Origin of the sequence: Halostella pelagica (assembly GCF_004762015.1) — an archaeon.
GTDB classification, from domain to species: domain Archaea; phylum Halobacteriota; class Halobacteria; order Halobacteriales; family Natronoarchaeaceae; genus Halostella; species Halostella pelagica.
Map to the genome: position 1 here is coordinate 33,512 of NZ_SJES01000001.1, position 14,490 is coordinate 48,001.

The window sequence follows — 14,490 nt, forward strand, 5'->3', positions numbered from 1 at the left end:
AGATACGGGCGCACCGGGCGACGATGACCGAGTTCCCACCATCGGGGCGGCGATGGGCGTGGACGGACGTGGTAGGTGACCGTGACGGCAAGGTAGACCCGAAGGCGGCGCACGCTGCGCTCCCGCTCATCGACCGGCACGAAGACGACGGGACGTACGAGGTGACGCGTCGCCTCGAAGACTACCTCGCAGAGCAGTGGAGTATCGAGTGTACGGGTACAGTCACCGCGCCGGAACAATCGACGCTCCCCGGCACCACGGGCACGGACGGTCGGGCCCGTCGCCGAAGTGACGGCGGGTCGAGTCCACGGGTGACTGGGCAGGCGACGCTCACAGGCCGCACGCTCCGCGCAGACGCGTTCGAAGACCAGGCGGGCAGTGACGCCCGGACAACGTTCGAACGCGTCATGGAGACGCGTGCGGGCGAGGCGCGTGCGCGTGGGGACGTGCCTGACTCGCAGACCACGCTCGCAGAGTACACCCGCCCGGCGTACCGGGTGCGCGAACCCGCGGGTGACGTGTACTCGTCACCGTCGCCGCGAACCGCGTAACACGCCGGCGAACACCCGTTCAAAATTTTTGTAGTTATGTGGTTGCAAAACGGCGGGTAGACCCCTTTCAACCCCCTGTAGACCGGCGTAACTGCACCCCGGGGGGTGTAACGGGGTGTTTAGACGTAGGCGGACGGGTTGAGCGACCACCACCCGCGGACCTCGCAGTGCACGTCAGACATCGACGTCCACGCGTCACTCGAATCGCGCCCGTCCCCCTTAGTCTGCAGCTTATCACCGTTCGCGCTTTCGACGCGGTGCATGACTGTTTTCCCGCGAACATCCACGGACACGATATCGCCGACCTGGACATCGTCGGGCGGCGTGCAGTGTGCGACGACGGGCGACGTCATCGTCCCGTCCATCGAGTCACCCGTCCCCACCCGTAGCCCGGGGTGCGCGGCGACGACGATTGTCGGTGCGAGGAGGACCACGGCGACGGCGACAGCGACGACGTCACCGCGGTCGAGTGTGCTACCAAGCATACTCGATGTTACCCGGCACGCTGGGATATACCCGTCAACCCCCCTGTAGGGGTATTTACCAGCAATCGGCCAAGCCCGGGTAAGGCGCTCGCAGAAATCGCAGCGAGCGCTGTAACGAATTATGGCACGAAACGAAATCGACGTTATCGACGTCGCCGGACTAGTCGCGTACCCCGTTTTCCTCGGGATTGTGCTCGGGATTTTCGGATTCTCGATCAATCTCATGAGCGGGTACGACCTGAGTCAAATCCTGTACTCAGGTGCAGGCGTGGAAGTAACACCAGCTGCAGTCGCCGCGCTCGCAGCCGGTGCGTGGGTAATCACAACGAACGAAATCGACGGGTCGAATTACGAGGACTACGAGTACGGCGCGATCGTCGGGAGTCTCGCATTCCCTGGCTTGTACATGCTCCTCGAACCCGCTCGGGCGCTTGTCGGAACGAGCGAGTTCGTCGCTCTTGCGCTGTGGGTCGCAGGGTCCGCGGTGACAGTGTACGTCGCGTACGCAGAGTAACGCGACCCCGCCCGTTACACTCATCTTTCAAACAATGACACGAACCAACGACGCAGAAAACGAAGTACAAGACACCGCGGACCCGCCCGGACGGGCGAGTCCCGACGGCGAAACACAGGCACAGTTGTACGACACTGTCGGGCCCAGCATGGACCGACGGTCTCTGTTGAAAGGCATCGGTGCAGCGGGAGCTGCAGCGACACTCGGTACCGGGACCGTCGCCGCGGACCACGGGTCCGACGACCCGATCGGTGACGCCGGCAGCGACACCAGCACCAGCGACGGCGACGACGGAGTCGGGACCGGCGAAGCAATCGCGCGCGCCAGCTCAGGCGCTGCAATCGGCGCGATGATCGCCGGACCACCCGGAGCAGTCGTCGGCAGCACCGCAGGAGCGACGACCGCGTACGTCCCAGAACTCGAAAACTGGCTGTTCGGCGACGACGAAAGCCGCCGACTCACACAACTCCAAGCGGACATCTACGCGCACGCGAACACCACGTCGAATCAGAACGCGTGGACGCTGAAAGAGCTCGATAAACGCCTCGCAGTCTCCAAGAACAACTGGATCGCGCAAGCGCAATTCGACGTCATCAACGCCATCAACAACGACGAATCCGAGGCATCCGCGACCGCCGCCGGCGTGGACGGGGTTCTCGAAGCCGCCGCGAACGTCCAGGCGAACCTCCTCGCAATCGAGTCAGCGGCGATCGTCAGGTACGCGTCGTTCGACGCCCGTGAAAACGAGGCCGGGATCACAATGCCCGACCAAGCCGTGCAACCAGTCGGGTCCGCACTCTCCGGCGAAGAAATCGTCGTGAAAGGAGTGAAACCCATCCACGTCAAACTCGTCAACGGCGACACCGCCCAGGGCTGGGCGTTACACGTCCTGCACAAAGGCACCGACGCCGGTGACGTCGAACGCATCATCCACACGCACGCCTACAAGCAACAGTCGATAATCAACACCACCGACACGAACGCACCGGCGCTCCCCATCCCGGAAACAGAGATGTGGGAGTTAGTCGATGAACTGAGTTACAACGACTCAGCCGGGCGCATCGAGTACACCGACCCTGACACCGGAACGACAATCCGAGCGGGCGGCGGGATCCCTGGCGGGAACCGGCCGTTCCACGTGTACGCGCCCGATAACATCGACGGGGTGACCGTGGACACGGCGCTCTTCGAACCAGCGGACATGGGCGAGTTGAGTGGTGTCTCCACTGAGGGGCTGATTGAGTACTGGCGGACGACGGTGTACCCGCTCATCAGTACGCTCGCGTCAGAGATCGAGACGTACGCGTCCGACGTGTACACCGCGGTCGAATCAGGGGAAATCACGACGGACGACCTGATGACGCCAGCGATTTACGCGGAGGAGCTCGCCCGTGACTGGGCGCAGAGCGGTGACACCGGGTACTCGCGCGCGCTCCTGTCGCAGCTCGGAATCGATACGGACCTCGAAACGTCGATGACCGTCACCGTCGCACCGTCAGAGTCGCCGGAAACGACGCTCAACTACGGCGCTATCGGTGAGACTGCGACGTTCGACCACATGCTCAGTAACACTGATTCCGCGTCCGTGACGGTTGTCCTCGACCCGGGTGGTGCGAGCGACGGGTCGGGGACGATGCATGTGCCGGGCGGGACGGCGACGTGTAACGTTCGCGTGCAGGGCTTCAGCGACGACCCATCGAGCCCATCATACGTCGTGCAGGATGTCACGCTCACCACGACCGCAGGCGACACCGTCACCGTCCCCGTCTCAGAGAACCAGAGCCTGGACGGCACGATCGCCAGCGGCGAAGCGTGGTACGACGATCTCGACCCGGACGGTGACGGGTCCGTAACAATCTCGGGCGTGGACGTCACGTACGCAACGCGCAGCACCGCGTCGGACGGGACGACGAGCACGTCGCAGTACACCGAAACAGCCGCGAGTGGTGCGGGCCTGGCGATTGAAATCGACGCGTCAGGTGTCGGGTGGACGTACCAGGACGCAGCAATCGCTACGGACTGGCGGCCGCACGGCGGCGACCCGGACGGCTGGTCCACGGCAGCGCGGAAGAAATGGACGTTCGCCGGCGTAACACTGACCGACACGACGAACAGCGACACGGTGGACGTGACCGCAGGCACCGCGCATGATGGCGAACCTGTGGTGAACGACTCCGCGCCAGACACGTACACCGTCCCGTCGTCACGATCCCTCACGCTGCAGCTCAGCGGGACGCTCACGAACGTGAACTCGGTCAAAGTCACGACCGCCGCCGGTGACACCTACACCGCGACGCCGTCATCAGGAGTCGCGTCAATCCCGCACACCGACATCGCCGCCGCCGGGAGTTCCTACACGATCGACACGATCTCTGTCGAGTACTCGAATTCGAGCGGTGGAACGTCCACGACGACCGCCGGCACCGTCGGCGCAGAGTTCGCCGTGACCGACGTCACCCTCCCCGAGTACGACTTCATGACCGGTCGATGGTATCACACGGACAACAAGGGCTCGGACGACCAGATCGTCATCGCCACGACCGGCGGTGACTGGGTAGACATCGAGACCGGTGACGTGTTCCGAATCGAAAGCGCCACGGACGCGCAAGGGAACTCGCTACAGGGCGTCACACTGTCGGACACGAACCGTCACTCCCTCGATGTGAGCCGGGTCGAAGAAGAGGTGACTCGGGCAATCGAGACGCAGCAAACGATCGAGGATAACACCGAGGACCCGACACCGCCGGGCGGTGGCGGCGGCGGTGCCGGCGGGTCGATGGGGTTACTCGGGGTGATACTCGGCGGTGGTGCGCTCGCGTGGGCGTACCAGCACCTCACCGACGGCGACGGGTAACACGACCCCGTCAAAATTTTTGTAGTTTGTCGTTGTAGTCGGGAACGTGGTACAGGCCTTCTACGCAGTGTTACGCGGCGTTTGAGTCGCGCATTTACTGTGAGTGCGGAGGGACTGGCTGTGAGTCCGTCCACCCCTACCTCGCAGTGTTACGCAGCACCGCCCACACCCCCTTGGCGGGTATTTACCAGCATATCGCCGAGTGTCGAGTATGCCGATACCGATACTGTTGAAAATACTCCCGACCGGGTGGCTTGGCGACGTGTTAGCCGTCGCAATCCTGACTGGAGCAGTCACGATAGTCCTCGAAGCGCTCGGGGTGCCCGTCATCGACCCCGTCATGCAGTGGGTCGATGCAACGCTCATCGACCCGCTCACGAACTGGGCAACGGACACGGTGACACCATGGTAGCGACGCGAACCGTGACTGTAGTCGTCGCAATCGCAGTCCTCGCAGTCACGGCGGGCCCGGTCGCCGCACAAGACAACACCACCACTCCGGCGAACAACACGACGACCACGGACACGGGCGACGACGTCGAATGGGGCGACAACCCCAACTCGAACAACACGACAGAGAACGCGACCGGTCCGAATGAACGCCTCGCGCAACTCGGCGACGTCACAATCACCGGGTGGGAAGACCGCGACGGCGACACCGTCGCAGTACACCTGTACGCAGAGGAACCACGCACAGTGTACATCGCCACGCCGTACGGTCACGACCTCGAAGAACCGGGCGTCGGGAAAGCAGTCCCAGTGTCACTCGATGAACACCGTCTCTCCCGCGGGGAGAACACGATCACGGTCGAAGTCCCGGATATCCGGGATAACGACCGCGTACTGTACGTCCAAGCAAACGGGCAACGATCCCCAATTCTGGTCGAGAAAGGCACCACTGAAACGCCGGTGAACAACCTCGCACCGATGGGCGCGTTACTCCTCGGTGCGTTAGTCGCGCTCACGTCAGCTGGGTACGGCGCGTACCGCGCGATCAAACGAGGGAAGGGCAAGGTTCGACGGGCAAAACCATGACACGGCACGCACCGACGTTCGACTCGAAGCGCGATTACGTAGTGTATCTCATCGGTGAGCACAAGCTCATCGTTGCAGCGACGATCGTATCGACCGGGATTATCGTCGCATTCGGCGGGTTCGACGTCACCGTCCCTGCATGGGCGCTCGCAGTCGTGACCGCGGAACTCCTCCTCGGCATCCCGGCGTACATCCTCGGGTACGGAAGCGGACGGCGGATCGACCCGAATGATTACGTCGAGGTGTACCAGACTAACGCAGCGACCGACGAACGCGGGCTGTACTTCATCGAGCGCGAGCACTGGAAGGAAAACAAGCGCGTGGAAGGCCCACCGCCACGACGGGTCAACGACGAGCAAGACTTCGAAGTCCGCGAGTTCGAAGAAATGGACGACATCGGCGAGATCCGCGTGGAAGGCGCTCGATTCGAGGGAACCATGGACGGGAAACTCGCCACGAGTCAAGCGTACGCCGAAGACATCCACGACTACCTCGAAGACGCGTACGCGCGGTACAGCGACGTCCGACGCAGAGTCTCGCAGATGGGCATGGACGTCAAGAAAGACACTGTGAACACGCTCACGGAAGCGCTCGAACGCGGTGTGCACCCGGAAGACGACTCGGTCGCGGACGCGTGGGAGCGCGCGGAGTCCGACGTCGATTCCATGGTCGATGAAGAAATCCCCGGCTTGACGCACGAACACGTTGAAGAAGACTTGAACAGGTGGGAGAAGACCGCGACGGGCACGGAAACCCCGGGTGAAAACGGTGCAGAAGCCGGTTCCGACGGTCTCGATGGAGGTGAACTGTAACAATGTCAGACTCAGGCGCAAGCGATAACGAAGTGTACGTCCCGTCGCAACTCAGGGAGTGGATGGCCGGTCACGGGCACCGTGACAATCTCGAATCGTTGCTGCACGCTGGCGTGATTAAGGATCCGAAGGTCCGGCACGCGCTCACGCTCATCGCTAACTTCTACGATCCGTACGAGTGCGAGCGACCGGACTTGATGCCGGAGCACCCGGGCGGACTCGAAGTCGTGCAGCGAACCCTCGCAGCGCACGGTACCGAAGCGATCACGGAAGCCGTCTCGACCGGCGACATCCCTACCATGCGGTACCTGATGGGTGACACGACGCAACGCGCGGACATCAGCGGTGTCCGTGCGATCGATGACCTCGATGAACAGGTGGACGTCAACGTACTCGTGTGGTACGTGTACGGGTTCATGGGTCAGGGGAAGAGTTCCTTCGCAATGTTCAGCGGGGAGCGGTGGAAACGCCACAACCCGAACGGACTCATCGGATCGAACATCCGTGATTTCACCGCGAAAGACAAGTGGCTCGATTCCTGGGGGACACTTGACCAGTGGCTCAAGCAGAACCCTGATGCGCCGAAGCTGTTCATCTTCGACGAGGCGAACAGTCACGCCGGCGGACACGGCCGCGACGGGTACGAAGCGAAGACGAAGCTCGGTCCGATGATTTACAAGATCCGGAAGTGGAATGCGAACCTCATCATCATCGGGCACGACGGGAAGGACATCACGCCGTTAGTCCGCGAACTGGCGACGATCGTGCATAAAGAGTCGAAGAAACGCGCGACGTTCTACCGGAGCATCAACAACCGCACCCCTGCCGGTGAAATCGTGTCTCTGGACGGAATCCCGGACACGAAGTGGGACTTTGACGACGAGGAGGCGACTGACTGGTCGTGGGAAGACCACCGCGACAAGGACGATCGTGATGGTGACCCGGACCATACGGATGGACCGACCGCCCGCGAAGCAGCGATTTACACCGTCATTCGAGGGAAAGAACAAGGGCAAACAAACGACGAAGTCGCCGAATTCGTCCCGTACAGTGGTGAATGGGCACGTCAACGATGGAACGAGTATAACGACGACGGCGAACACGCCGAGTTAGTTGCCAAGGTCGAGGACGAAATCAAGTGACGGCGGAGGGACAACCCATTCCAACCAACAACCCCTCCCCCACAATAGTATAGATTCACGCACCGACCGCAGGGAGGTGAGTGTAATTTGTAGTTTTGTCGTTGCAGTGCTTGTACTGTGCGGATACAGAGGAGTCAGTATATAAGACGCGCGACGCGTACGCGTGACGCGAGGTGACCCCTTTCGAAAAATTTGTAGTCTCGTCGCACCCCACGGTTCGGGGTATATCCCAGCGTACCGGTGAGTCCCAGGTACAGCATGACAGTCACACCAGCTTTCGTCGGCGGGTTACCTGGCGGGCCTGAGATGCTCGTCATCGCAGGGATCGCAATACTCCTCTTCGGCGCGGACCGTATCCCCCGACTCGCCAGATCGATCGGACAATCGACCAAGGAGTTCCAACGTGGGCGCGACGAGTTGGAGCAGGAGCTCGAAGACATCGAGGACGACGCCCGTGACACCGTGAGTGAGTCCGGAGGATCGACTGATACGGACACGAACCCTGCCCCTGCAGGTGATGAATAGTGTCGAACCAAACCTCAGGCCGGGCGGATCGCCGGAAAGCCGCCGGCACCGCGGTCGAGCGGCACGTGTGTCGAAAGTATAACCTCGAACCCGACCACTCCGGGCGCGCCGACGCCGCGTACGCCAACGGCACACCGGTGGAAATCAAAGCCGCGCTCCGCGAGAAGAGCGACGGTCGAGGAGGGACAAAGGAGGGAGAGTTCTACGTCTTTGAGGAGCCGCACCAGTGGGTGCGCAGGCACGACGGGTACTACGTATTCGCAGTGTACCGATTCAGGGGGCGAGGTGTGCAGGTGTTGAAGACGAAACGAGTCCACGCAAGCAACCTCCCGCATTTTTCGTTCCATCAGAGCGGGCACCCCGATCGGAATCACGATCGAGAGGCGCGGTTCAAGGTCTCGCAGATATTCTAACGGACACCCTCGAAAAATTTCTGTAGTCGTTACAGACACACCGGCAGGCACACGTCCGCCCGTCAGTAGGGCCGGTCGAGGAGACGGGCGGGCGGACGCCCGTACGAACGCACGGACGGACGGGTGTACGTCGCCGTGTACGTGGCGATGTACGCGCCTGTGGGCGTACCTGTGTACGTACTCGCGTCCGCCGGCATGACCGGCCGGTCGAACATACCCGTCCCGGTATTTACGAGCGTACCTGCGAGTATCGAGTATGTCAGTCACACCTCCCCAGACACCAGCTGAGCACGACGACGAACCCGGCGCGATCCGATGCGCCGAATGCGGCACAGCAGCCTCGCAAGTTCAAGACCGCCCGCCGTGGTGCGTGGTATGCGCACGACCGATCGACCCGCCAGACGAGTAAGTATCCGACCTTTGAAGAGAGTCGCAGCACGTCGACAAGATGCCGCTCGCCCGCGCGGGCGGCGTGTTCCCGAGAGAGAGAGAGAGAGAGAGAGAGTGAACGGGTCACGGTCGTGGTGGATCGTGACCCATCCGCCCGAGAATACATGGTGAGTAACCGATAGGAATACGGTCCATCGGTGAACAACCCGAACTGTGATAAATAACCTCGAATCTGAACTTTCTGACGCCGTACAGTGGTACTGGGAAACCCGATCCGGGCAAGGCGCGGAACAACGCGAATCTGAAGACTCAACGCGCGGGCGGCGTGCAGAGGTGCTCGGCGGGCAGCAAATGGACGGGTTCGCCGGTCTCATCGAGGACATCGTCGTGGAAGCGGGTGTCCCGCGTGAATCCGTGCATCATGACTACCACGCCACTCTCCCCGGTTTCTACAGGCACGAAAAGGAATGGGATACTGCGGTCGTGCACGACGGTGAGCTCCTCGCAGTGGTCGAGTACAAGTCACAAGCATCGAGCTTCGGGAACAATCTGAATAACCGCGCTGAGGAAGCGATCGGAAATAACACGGATATCATCGAGGCGTACGAGGAAGGTGTATTCGCCCCGAGCCCCCAGCCGTTCATCGGGTACCTGATGCTCATGGCTGACAACGAAGAGTCGCGGAACGTCCCGCAGGTGCGCGAGGTGAACTTCGACGTCGATGACGAGTTCCGTGATGCGACGTACGTCGATCGGATGGAGCTCTTATGCCAGCGGATGGTTCGGAAGCGGTTAGTGAACGAGTCGGCATTCATCCTTTCGGACGAGGACGCCGGGATGGACGGTGAGTACTGGGAACCGAACGAAGAACTGCGATTCGAACGGTTCGCCCGGTCGCTCGCGTCGCACGTCGCCGGGCACATCGACATGGAGCAGGATACGTTCGACGTGGACGAGTGAGTTTACAGACATTGAAGTGCGAAGCCGCTCGAATACTGAGTGAATGAAAGGCCACGTCCCCACCCCTGACGAGTTAGCTGAGAAAATGGTTCGGCGAGCGTTCCGTGACGACCCACCGGAACGCGATGATCGAATCTTGTACCCGGGGTGTGGGGACGCACCGTTCGCTGCCGCGGTCGAGACAGTGTGCGACGCGGAAGGCTGGGAGTACCCGGACGGGACCGGTATCGAAAGCAACCCGGAACACCTCACACGGGCCCGAGACCGGGGGTTGACGCACGCAGAATTCGAGGAACGCGACTTCTTAGCCGACGATATGCTCGATGCGGGCGAGTTCGACTACGTCATCGGGAACCCGCCGTACGTCCCCATCGAAGGGTTGAGCGAAGATGAGAAAGACCGGTACAAAGCCGCGTTCAGCACGGCAACCGGCAGGTTCGATCTGTACATTCTGTTCTTCGAGCGGGCCCTTTCGATGCTCGCCGAGGGCGGCGTGTTATCGTTCGTTACCCCGGAGAAATTCGAGTACGTGGACACTGCAGAGCCACTCCGCCGGTTACTGACGAGCGACGGCGTACGGGTCGAAGAAATCGAACACATCCCCGAGGACGCGTTCACGGGCCTCATCACGTTCCCCTGCGTGACGACCGTTCGACGCACCCAGGACGACGGTGACACGGTCGTGAAGCTCCGGGACGGTTCGACGCACACGACGACGCTCCCGGGCGGGGACAGCTGGGCATCGAACGTTCGAGGCGCGGACGTCGAAGACATGCAGACCGGCGCGACACTCGGTGACGTGACCGAGCGCATCAGCCCGGGGTTGGCCACGGGAGCGGACAAAGTATTCGAGATGAAGGCCGATGAAGTCCCGGACTCGATTGACGATCGGTGGGTCAGGCCGACCGTCAGCGGGAGTCAGTTACGGGAGTGCGACGGCCCGCGAACGGATTCAGTGTTCGTGTGCCCGTACAAGTCGGACGGCACGCTCGCCGACGAAGGCGAACTCGGCGGGTTCTACGACTGGTTAGAAGAGCACCGGGAGCGACTGGAGAACCGGTCGTGCGTGGAAGGCGGGAAGACATGGTACGCATGGCACGAGAACCCGCCGATGCAGGACATCCTGCAGCCGAAAATCGTATTCCGCGACATCGCTAAGGAACCCAGGTTCTGGCCCGAAGACCACGGTGACGTCGTCCCCAAACACTCGGTGTACTACGCCGTCCCGAAAGACGGTGTGCCGATGGACGATCTCATCGAGTACCTCAACTCCCCAGAAGCCAGGATGTGGATGGAAGCACACTGCCAGAAAGCGCATAACGGGTATTACCGCCTGCAGTCCCGAGTGTTACGGGACTTGCCGGTCCCGAAGGAATGGGCCGAGAGCTTCCAAGCAACGCTGTAACCCCCTCCCTCTGAAATCACCCAGTCCCCTATTTACGAGCGGCCGCGGGATTATCACATGCGGCGGCGGTGACGACGGGGACTGCTACCACCCCGACACGCTATTCTAACACCGCCGCCCGTGCGCTGGTTTTCATTTGGTATTCGCGCACCCGATGCCCCGGCGTTCCGGGTATTTACGAGCGAACCGGCGAGTATCGAATATGAGCGACACCATCACCGTGTATCGATGCGCGGAGTGCGGTGTGACCGACACATCGATCGGCGGGATCCACGGGCACATCGAGAAGCACCGGCCCGTGACACGCTTTTACAGTATCGGGAATCCCGAGTTCCTATACGAACTCACCGAGCGATATGAAATCCCGGTTGAAGACGCGGACGAGTACCGCACCGACCCGCGAGACGGGGCGACCGAGAGTATCGCAGACCGCATGGAACGACGAGCACGTCACGCGGCCGCGCAACGCCTCAAGGACGGTGAGGACCGATGAGAGAAGAGGACGTCTTCTTTGGGGCTTTCATCGCCGCTCCGTTCATCGCGCTCCTCGCCCCAACCGTTGTCTACCTCGCCGTAGGGTTTGAGGCATCAGTCGTCGTTGGCATCACTATCCTCATTTTCCTCCGGATGAGCGGCGCTGCGAGTGAGTAGTGTCCGAGAACCCACCATTCTAACCCAGTTTCCCGGCTCACACGGGCGCGAAGGGCAGGTGAACACCGATTCCTAACGAACCATTGGCGGTTATGTGGGAATCAGGGACACCCCCATCGGGGTTTATTCCTGCATTCACCCGAGTCTCAAGTGTAACGATGACACAGACCGACGGCCTCCCGCAGCTCTTCGAGGAACAGCGCGACGAGTACGACGACGCCGTGGACGCCGTCAACCTCGCAGTGCAACGCCACCCAATCCCCGCGCACCCCGACGACCCCGCCGGTCTCATCGACCAGGCGACGCGAGCACTCGGGATCGAACTCCCCAACACACGGCAAACCACGATCGGCGCGGTCGAGACCGTGATTCAACGCCGACACGGCGACGAACCCCCGGTTCGAGACGAGTAGAATCCCGAACAACCACCCTCACACAACCCTAACACGAGAACATCAACAATGCGAATGAAACCGCACCCCGAAGCCGATGGGTATCGAGTCTGGCTTAGTGACGACGACGTCGAACAACTCATAGAGACGATGCACGACCGCGGCGGGACGATGCACCGGATCGCCGCGCGGTACGGCGTGCACTGCGGTCTCCGGCGCGATGAAGCGTCGCAGACCCGGCCCGTGGACGTCACCGACAGTCACGGGCAGACGGTGCTGCGAGTCTGGGAGGACCAAGCGAAGCGCGACAAGTACCGAGAAACACCGATTCCGCAAGACCTCGCAGACCAGATCCGGATGATACCGGAGTTCCGAGACCAGTCGGTCGATGATGCAACGATCGACAAGACCGGGAAAACGTTGAATCGATGGGTCAAACGGGCGGGCGAGGAACTCGCCGCGACCACGGGCGACGAAGGGTGGCTTCGAGTCACGTACCACGACCTCCGCAGAACGTGGGGAACCCGAATGCTCGAAGCCGGAGTGTTACCCAGCGTGGTCATGTGGCACGGTGGATGGGACGACTGGGACACGTTCCGAGAACACTACCTCGGGGAGTTCTCACCGGATGCGCTCGAACGTGAGCGGAACAAGGTCGAGTGGCTGGGTGGCGACGGGCCCGCGACCGGTGACGTTGGCGCTCCGGTGACGACCGCCGCACCCCCGAGCGGGACGGGCGCGCAGTACCAGTCAGACTAACCCCCTCAAAATTTCTGTAGTTGTGTAGTTGTCGTTGCAACGGCGCGTTAGGCCCTGTACCGACAGGTGACGCGGGAGATATCCTGAGAGCCCAGCGACCGCGCTCGCAATCTGACCGCCAGGAACCCGCGACGGTACACTTACCACGACAGCGTGAGTGCACGACGATAGGACCGCCAAGCACCGATCGGGAGTGAAGAGACGAACGGAACGCGGGCAATCGGGTCGAGCTCAGAAGAGCAACGCACTGCAGACGGACCCTGCCGTGGTGGAAGCGCAGGCGACGCGGTTTGTCGCCGAGAACCGCGAAACCGCCAACGCGGCAGCGCCGGTCGCCCGGACCGTCGAACAGACGTGAGACGGCCGGACGCAAGGGTTCACAATCCTGCAGCGCCCATACAACCGCACGGTAATAATCGCCAGTCAGCTCGGCTATTTTTGGTTGACCGACCGCGATATTGCTTTCGTTCGATAGTCGCACGGACGAGAGAGCAGAAATCCGCGTAGTCAATCAGGTCCGTTCGAGCAAATCAATTAGCAGTTGACGAACAGCTATCACGTGCGTTGGAGAGGTATCTGTGGTGTAGAGTGTTTCAGACCCAGAAGGACCGTATTGTATACAGAGCGTGAGTTCTACAGCGCGTTGGCAGCTCAGATGGCGCTGAGATCCCTCAGCCGGGAAGTACTGATCCCGGGCCTGTTTCCGACGTTGTACACCTGTATTTGTACTCGCTATGCCGAGTTGATGAGGGTAGCGGCGGTTCGCTCTTCCCGTGTCGGGCACTGACCCTAATATTATATATGACAGAGGATTATAGTAATCTGCAATGGGACTCCTCAACCGCATCGGCATCGGTTCAGCTGAGATCGACACGATACTCGAAACGGAGACGGTACAGCCCGGCGACAGCATTCCGGCCCGCATAGAAATCGAGGGCGGCTCCGACGACCAGGAGGTCGACGAGATCGACCTCGCCATCATGACTCGCTACGAGGTCGAGACCGACGAGGGGAGTAGCTACTCGACCGGGAAGATTACGGAAACGGAGCTGACAGACGGGTTCACTATCAACGCTGGCGAAGAACGCACGATCGACCCCGGGTCAATACAAATCCCCGAGTCGACGCCGCCAACCATCGGCAAAACGCAGGTCTGGGTGTACACCGGTCTCGACATCAATTTGTCGGTCGATCCGAAGGACAAAGACTACTTGGAGGTACTGCCGGGGCCGTACATGGAGGCGTTGCTGGAGGCTGTGGAGAACCTCGGATTCCGTCGCAGTTCCGCCGACAACGTCAAATCACGGTCGTTCGGGCCCGGAAAGTTCGCACAGGAGTTCGAATACAAACCACACAGCGGCCCCTACAGCAGTCGACTCGACGAAATCGAGCTGTTCCCGGTCCGACAGGGGGAGCGGCTTGAGGTCGTCGTCGAAGTGGACAAGCGCGGCGGGTCACTGTTCGGAACCGACGAGAGTCACCACCGCATCACCATCGACACCACGGACACCGAGCATATCAAGCAACAACTCACCGACCTCATCGACCGACAGCTCTGAGCGGCCGCGACGTCTGTAGCCCCCTTCTCGACTCCATACCGAT

17 protein-coding genes are annotated in these 14,490 nt (G+C 61.4%); 16 read left to right on the forward strand and 1 reads right to left on the reverse strand.

Features of this window, described 5'->3' with window-relative positions:
• Positions 1 to 23 precede the first annotated feature (23 nt).
• Positions 24 to 551 carry a hypothetical protein gene (locus tag EYW42_RS00180; RefSeq protein ID WP_135533241.1) on the forward strand — a complete coding sequence of 176 codons (528 nt, stop codon included), beginning with the start codon at positions 24 to 26 and terminating at the stop codon, positions 549 to 551.
• Between the two features lie 119 nt (positions 552 to 670).
• Here the strand turns inward: EYW42_RS00180 and EYW42_RS00185 are convergent, their stop codons facing one another.
• A complete protein-coding gene (locus EYW42_RS00185; RefSeq protein ID WP_135533242.1) occupies positions 671 to 1,036 on the reverse strand; it encodes a hypothetical protein in 366 nt (121 codons plus the stop codon).
• Between the two features lie 121 nt (positions 1,037 to 1,157).
• Between EYW42_RS00185 and EYW42_RS00190 the strand changes: the two genes are divergently transcribed.
• The 15 genes from EYW42_RS00190 to EYW42_RS00255 all read left to right on the forward strand — a co-directional run bounded on the left by EYW42_RS00190 (position 1,158) and on the right by EYW42_RS00255 (position 14,447).
• Entirely contained in the window at positions 1,158 to 1,550 is a 393-nt protein-coding gene (locus EYW42_RS00190; protein WP_135533243.1) for a hypothetical protein, read from the forward strand.
• 34 nt (positions 1,551 to 1,584) lie between these two features.
• Positions 1,585 to 4,404, forward strand: a complete 2,820-nt coding sequence (locus EYW42_RS00195) for a hypothetical protein (protein ID WP_135533244.1) — start codon at positions 1,585 to 1,587, stop codon at positions 4,402 to 4,404.
• Positions 4,405 to 4,615: 211 nt separating this feature from the next.
• Entirely contained in the window at positions 4,616 to 4,816 is a 201-nt protein-coding gene (locus tag EYW42_RS00200; RefSeq protein WP_135533245.1) for a hypothetical protein, read from the forward strand.
• Positions 4,810 to 5,439 (forward strand): hypothetical protein, encoded by a 630-nt coding sequence (locus EYW42_RS00205; protein WP_135533246.1) that lies wholly within the window; start codon positions 4,810 to 4,812, stop codon positions 5,437 to 5,439. The genes EYW42_RS00200 and EYW42_RS00205 overlap by 7 nt, the downstream gene beginning before the upstream one ends.
• Complete coding sequence (locus EYW42_RS00210) at positions 5,436 to 6,251, forward strand: hypothetical protein (protein ID WP_135533247.1); 816 nt, start codon at positions 5,436 to 5,438, stop codon at positions 6,249 to 6,251. Before EYW42_RS00205 ends, EYW42_RS00210 begins: the two co-directional genes overlap by 4 nt.
• Positions 6,252 to 6,253: 2 nt before the next feature.
• A complete protein-coding gene (locus EYW42_RS00215; RefSeq protein WP_135533248.1) occupies positions 6,254 to 7,393 on the forward strand; it encodes a hypothetical protein in 1,140 nt (379 codons plus the stop codon).
• 258 nt (positions 7,394 to 7,651) lie between these two features.
• Positions 7,652 to 7,918 (forward strand): Sec-independent protein translocase subunit TatA/TatB, encoded by a 267-nt coding sequence (locus EYW42_RS00220; protein WP_135533249.1) that lies wholly within the window; start codon positions 7,652 to 7,654, stop codon positions 7,916 to 7,918.
• Positions 7,918 to 8,331, forward strand: a complete 414-nt coding sequence (locus EYW42_RS00225) for a hypothetical protein (protein WP_135533250.1) — start codon at positions 7,918 to 7,920, stop codon at positions 8,329 to 8,331. Before EYW42_RS00220 ends, EYW42_RS00225 begins: the two co-directional genes overlap by 1 nt.
• A 603-nt stretch (positions 8,332 to 8,934) precedes the next feature.
• Positions 8,935 to 9,681 carry a PaeR7I family type II restriction endonuclease gene (locus tag EYW42_RS00230; RefSeq protein WP_135533251.1) on the forward strand — a complete coding sequence of 249 codons (747 nt, stop codon included), beginning with the start codon at positions 8,935 to 8,937 and terminating at the stop codon, positions 9,679 to 9,681.
• 43 nt (positions 9,682 to 9,724) lie between these two features.
• Positions 9,725 to 11,086, forward strand: a complete 1,362-nt coding sequence (locus EYW42_RS00235) for an Eco57I restriction-modification methylase domain-containing protein (RefSeq protein ID WP_135533252.1) — start codon at positions 9,725 to 9,727, stop codon at positions 11,084 to 11,086.
• Positions 11,087 to 11,288: 202 nt separating this feature from the next.
• Entirely contained in the window at positions 11,289 to 11,579 is a 291-nt protein-coding gene (locus tag EYW42_RS00240; RefSeq protein WP_135533253.1) for a hypothetical protein, read from the forward strand.
• The gene (locus EYW42_RS19375) at positions 11,576 to 11,737 is read left to right on the forward strand and encodes a hypothetical protein (protein WP_161972895.1); all 162 of its coding nucleotides are present in this window, start codon (positions 11,576 to 11,578) and stop codon (positions 11,735 to 11,737) included. The genes EYW42_RS00240 and EYW42_RS19375 overlap by 4 nt, the downstream gene beginning before the upstream one ends.
• A gap of 158 nt (positions 11,738 to 11,895) precedes the next feature.
• Positions 11,896 to 12,150 carry a hypothetical protein gene (locus tag EYW42_RS00245; RefSeq protein WP_135533254.1) on the forward strand — a complete coding sequence of 85 codons (255 nt, stop codon included), beginning with the start codon at positions 11,896 to 11,898 and terminating at the stop codon, positions 12,148 to 12,150.
• A 48-nt stretch (positions 12,151 to 12,198) separates the two neighbouring features.
• Complete coding sequence (locus EYW42_RS00250; protein ID WP_135533255.1) at positions 12,199 to 12,888, forward strand: site-specific integrase; 690 nt, start codon at positions 12,199 to 12,201, stop codon at positions 12,886 to 12,888.
• Positions 12,889 to 13,715: 827 nt separating this feature from the next.
• Positions 13,716 to 14,447 (forward strand): sporulation protein, encoded by a 732-nt coding sequence (locus EYW42_RS00255; RefSeq protein ID WP_135533256.1) that lies wholly within the window; start codon positions 13,716 to 13,718, stop codon positions 14,445 to 14,447.
• Positions 14,448 to 14,490 lie beyond the last annotated feature (43 nt).

Coding starts and splice junctions, on each gene's coding strand:
- EYW42_RS00180 (WP_135533241.1), top strand. CDS start 24: ATGACCGAGTTCCCACCATCGGGGCGGCGATGGGCGTGGACGGACGTG.
- EYW42_RS00185 (WP_135533242.1), bottom strand. CDS start 1,036: ATGCTTGGTAGCACACTCGACCGCGGTGACGTCGTCGCTGTCGCCGTC.
- EYW42_RS00190 (WP_135533243.1), top strand. CDS start 1,158: ATGGCACGAAACGAAATCGACGTTATCGACGTCGCCGGACTAGTCGCG.
- EYW42_RS00195 (WP_135533244.1), top strand. CDS start 1,585: ATGACACGAACCAACGACGCAGAAAACGAAGTACAAGACACCGCGGAC.
- EYW42_RS00200 (WP_135533245.1), top strand. CDS start 4,616: ATGCCGATACCGATACTGTTGAAAATACTCCCGACCGGGTGGCTTGGC.
- EYW42_RS00205 (WP_135533246.1), top strand. CDS start 4,810: ATGGTAGCGACGCGAACCGTGACTGTAGTCGTCGCAATCGCAGTCCTC.
- EYW42_RS00210 (WP_135533247.1), top strand. CDS start 5,436: ATGACACGGCACGCACCGACGTTCGACTCGAAGCGCGATTACGTAGTG.
- EYW42_RS00215 (WP_135533248.1), top strand. CDS start 6,254: ATGTCAGACTCAGGCGCAAGCGATAACGAAGTGTACGTCCCGTCGCAA.
- EYW42_RS00220 (WP_135533249.1), top strand. CDS start 7,652: ATGACAGTCACACCAGCTTTCGTCGGCGGGTTACCTGGCGGGCCTGAG.
- EYW42_RS00235 (WP_135533252.1), top strand. CDS start 9,725: ATGAAAGGCCACGTCCCCACCCCTGACGAGTTAGCTGAGAAAATGGTT.
- EYW42_RS00240 (WP_135533253.1), top strand. CDS start 11,289: ATGAGCGACACCATCACCGTGTATCGATGCGCGGAGTGCGGTGTGACC.
- EYW42_RS19375 (WP_161972895.1), top strand. CDS start 11,576: ATGAGAGAAGAGGACGTCTTCTTTGGGGCTTTCATCGCCGCTCCGTTC.
- EYW42_RS00245 (WP_135533254.1), top strand. CDS start 11,896: ATGACACAGACCGACGGCCTCCCGCAGCTCTTCGAGGAACAGCGCGAC.
- EYW42_RS00250 (WP_135533255.1), top strand. CDS start 12,199: ATGCGAATGAAACCGCACCCCGAAGCCGATGGGTATCGAGTCTGGCTT.
- EYW42_RS00255 (WP_135533256.1), top strand. CDS start 13,716: ATGGGACTCCTCAACCGCATCGGCATCGGTTCAGCTGAGATCGACACG.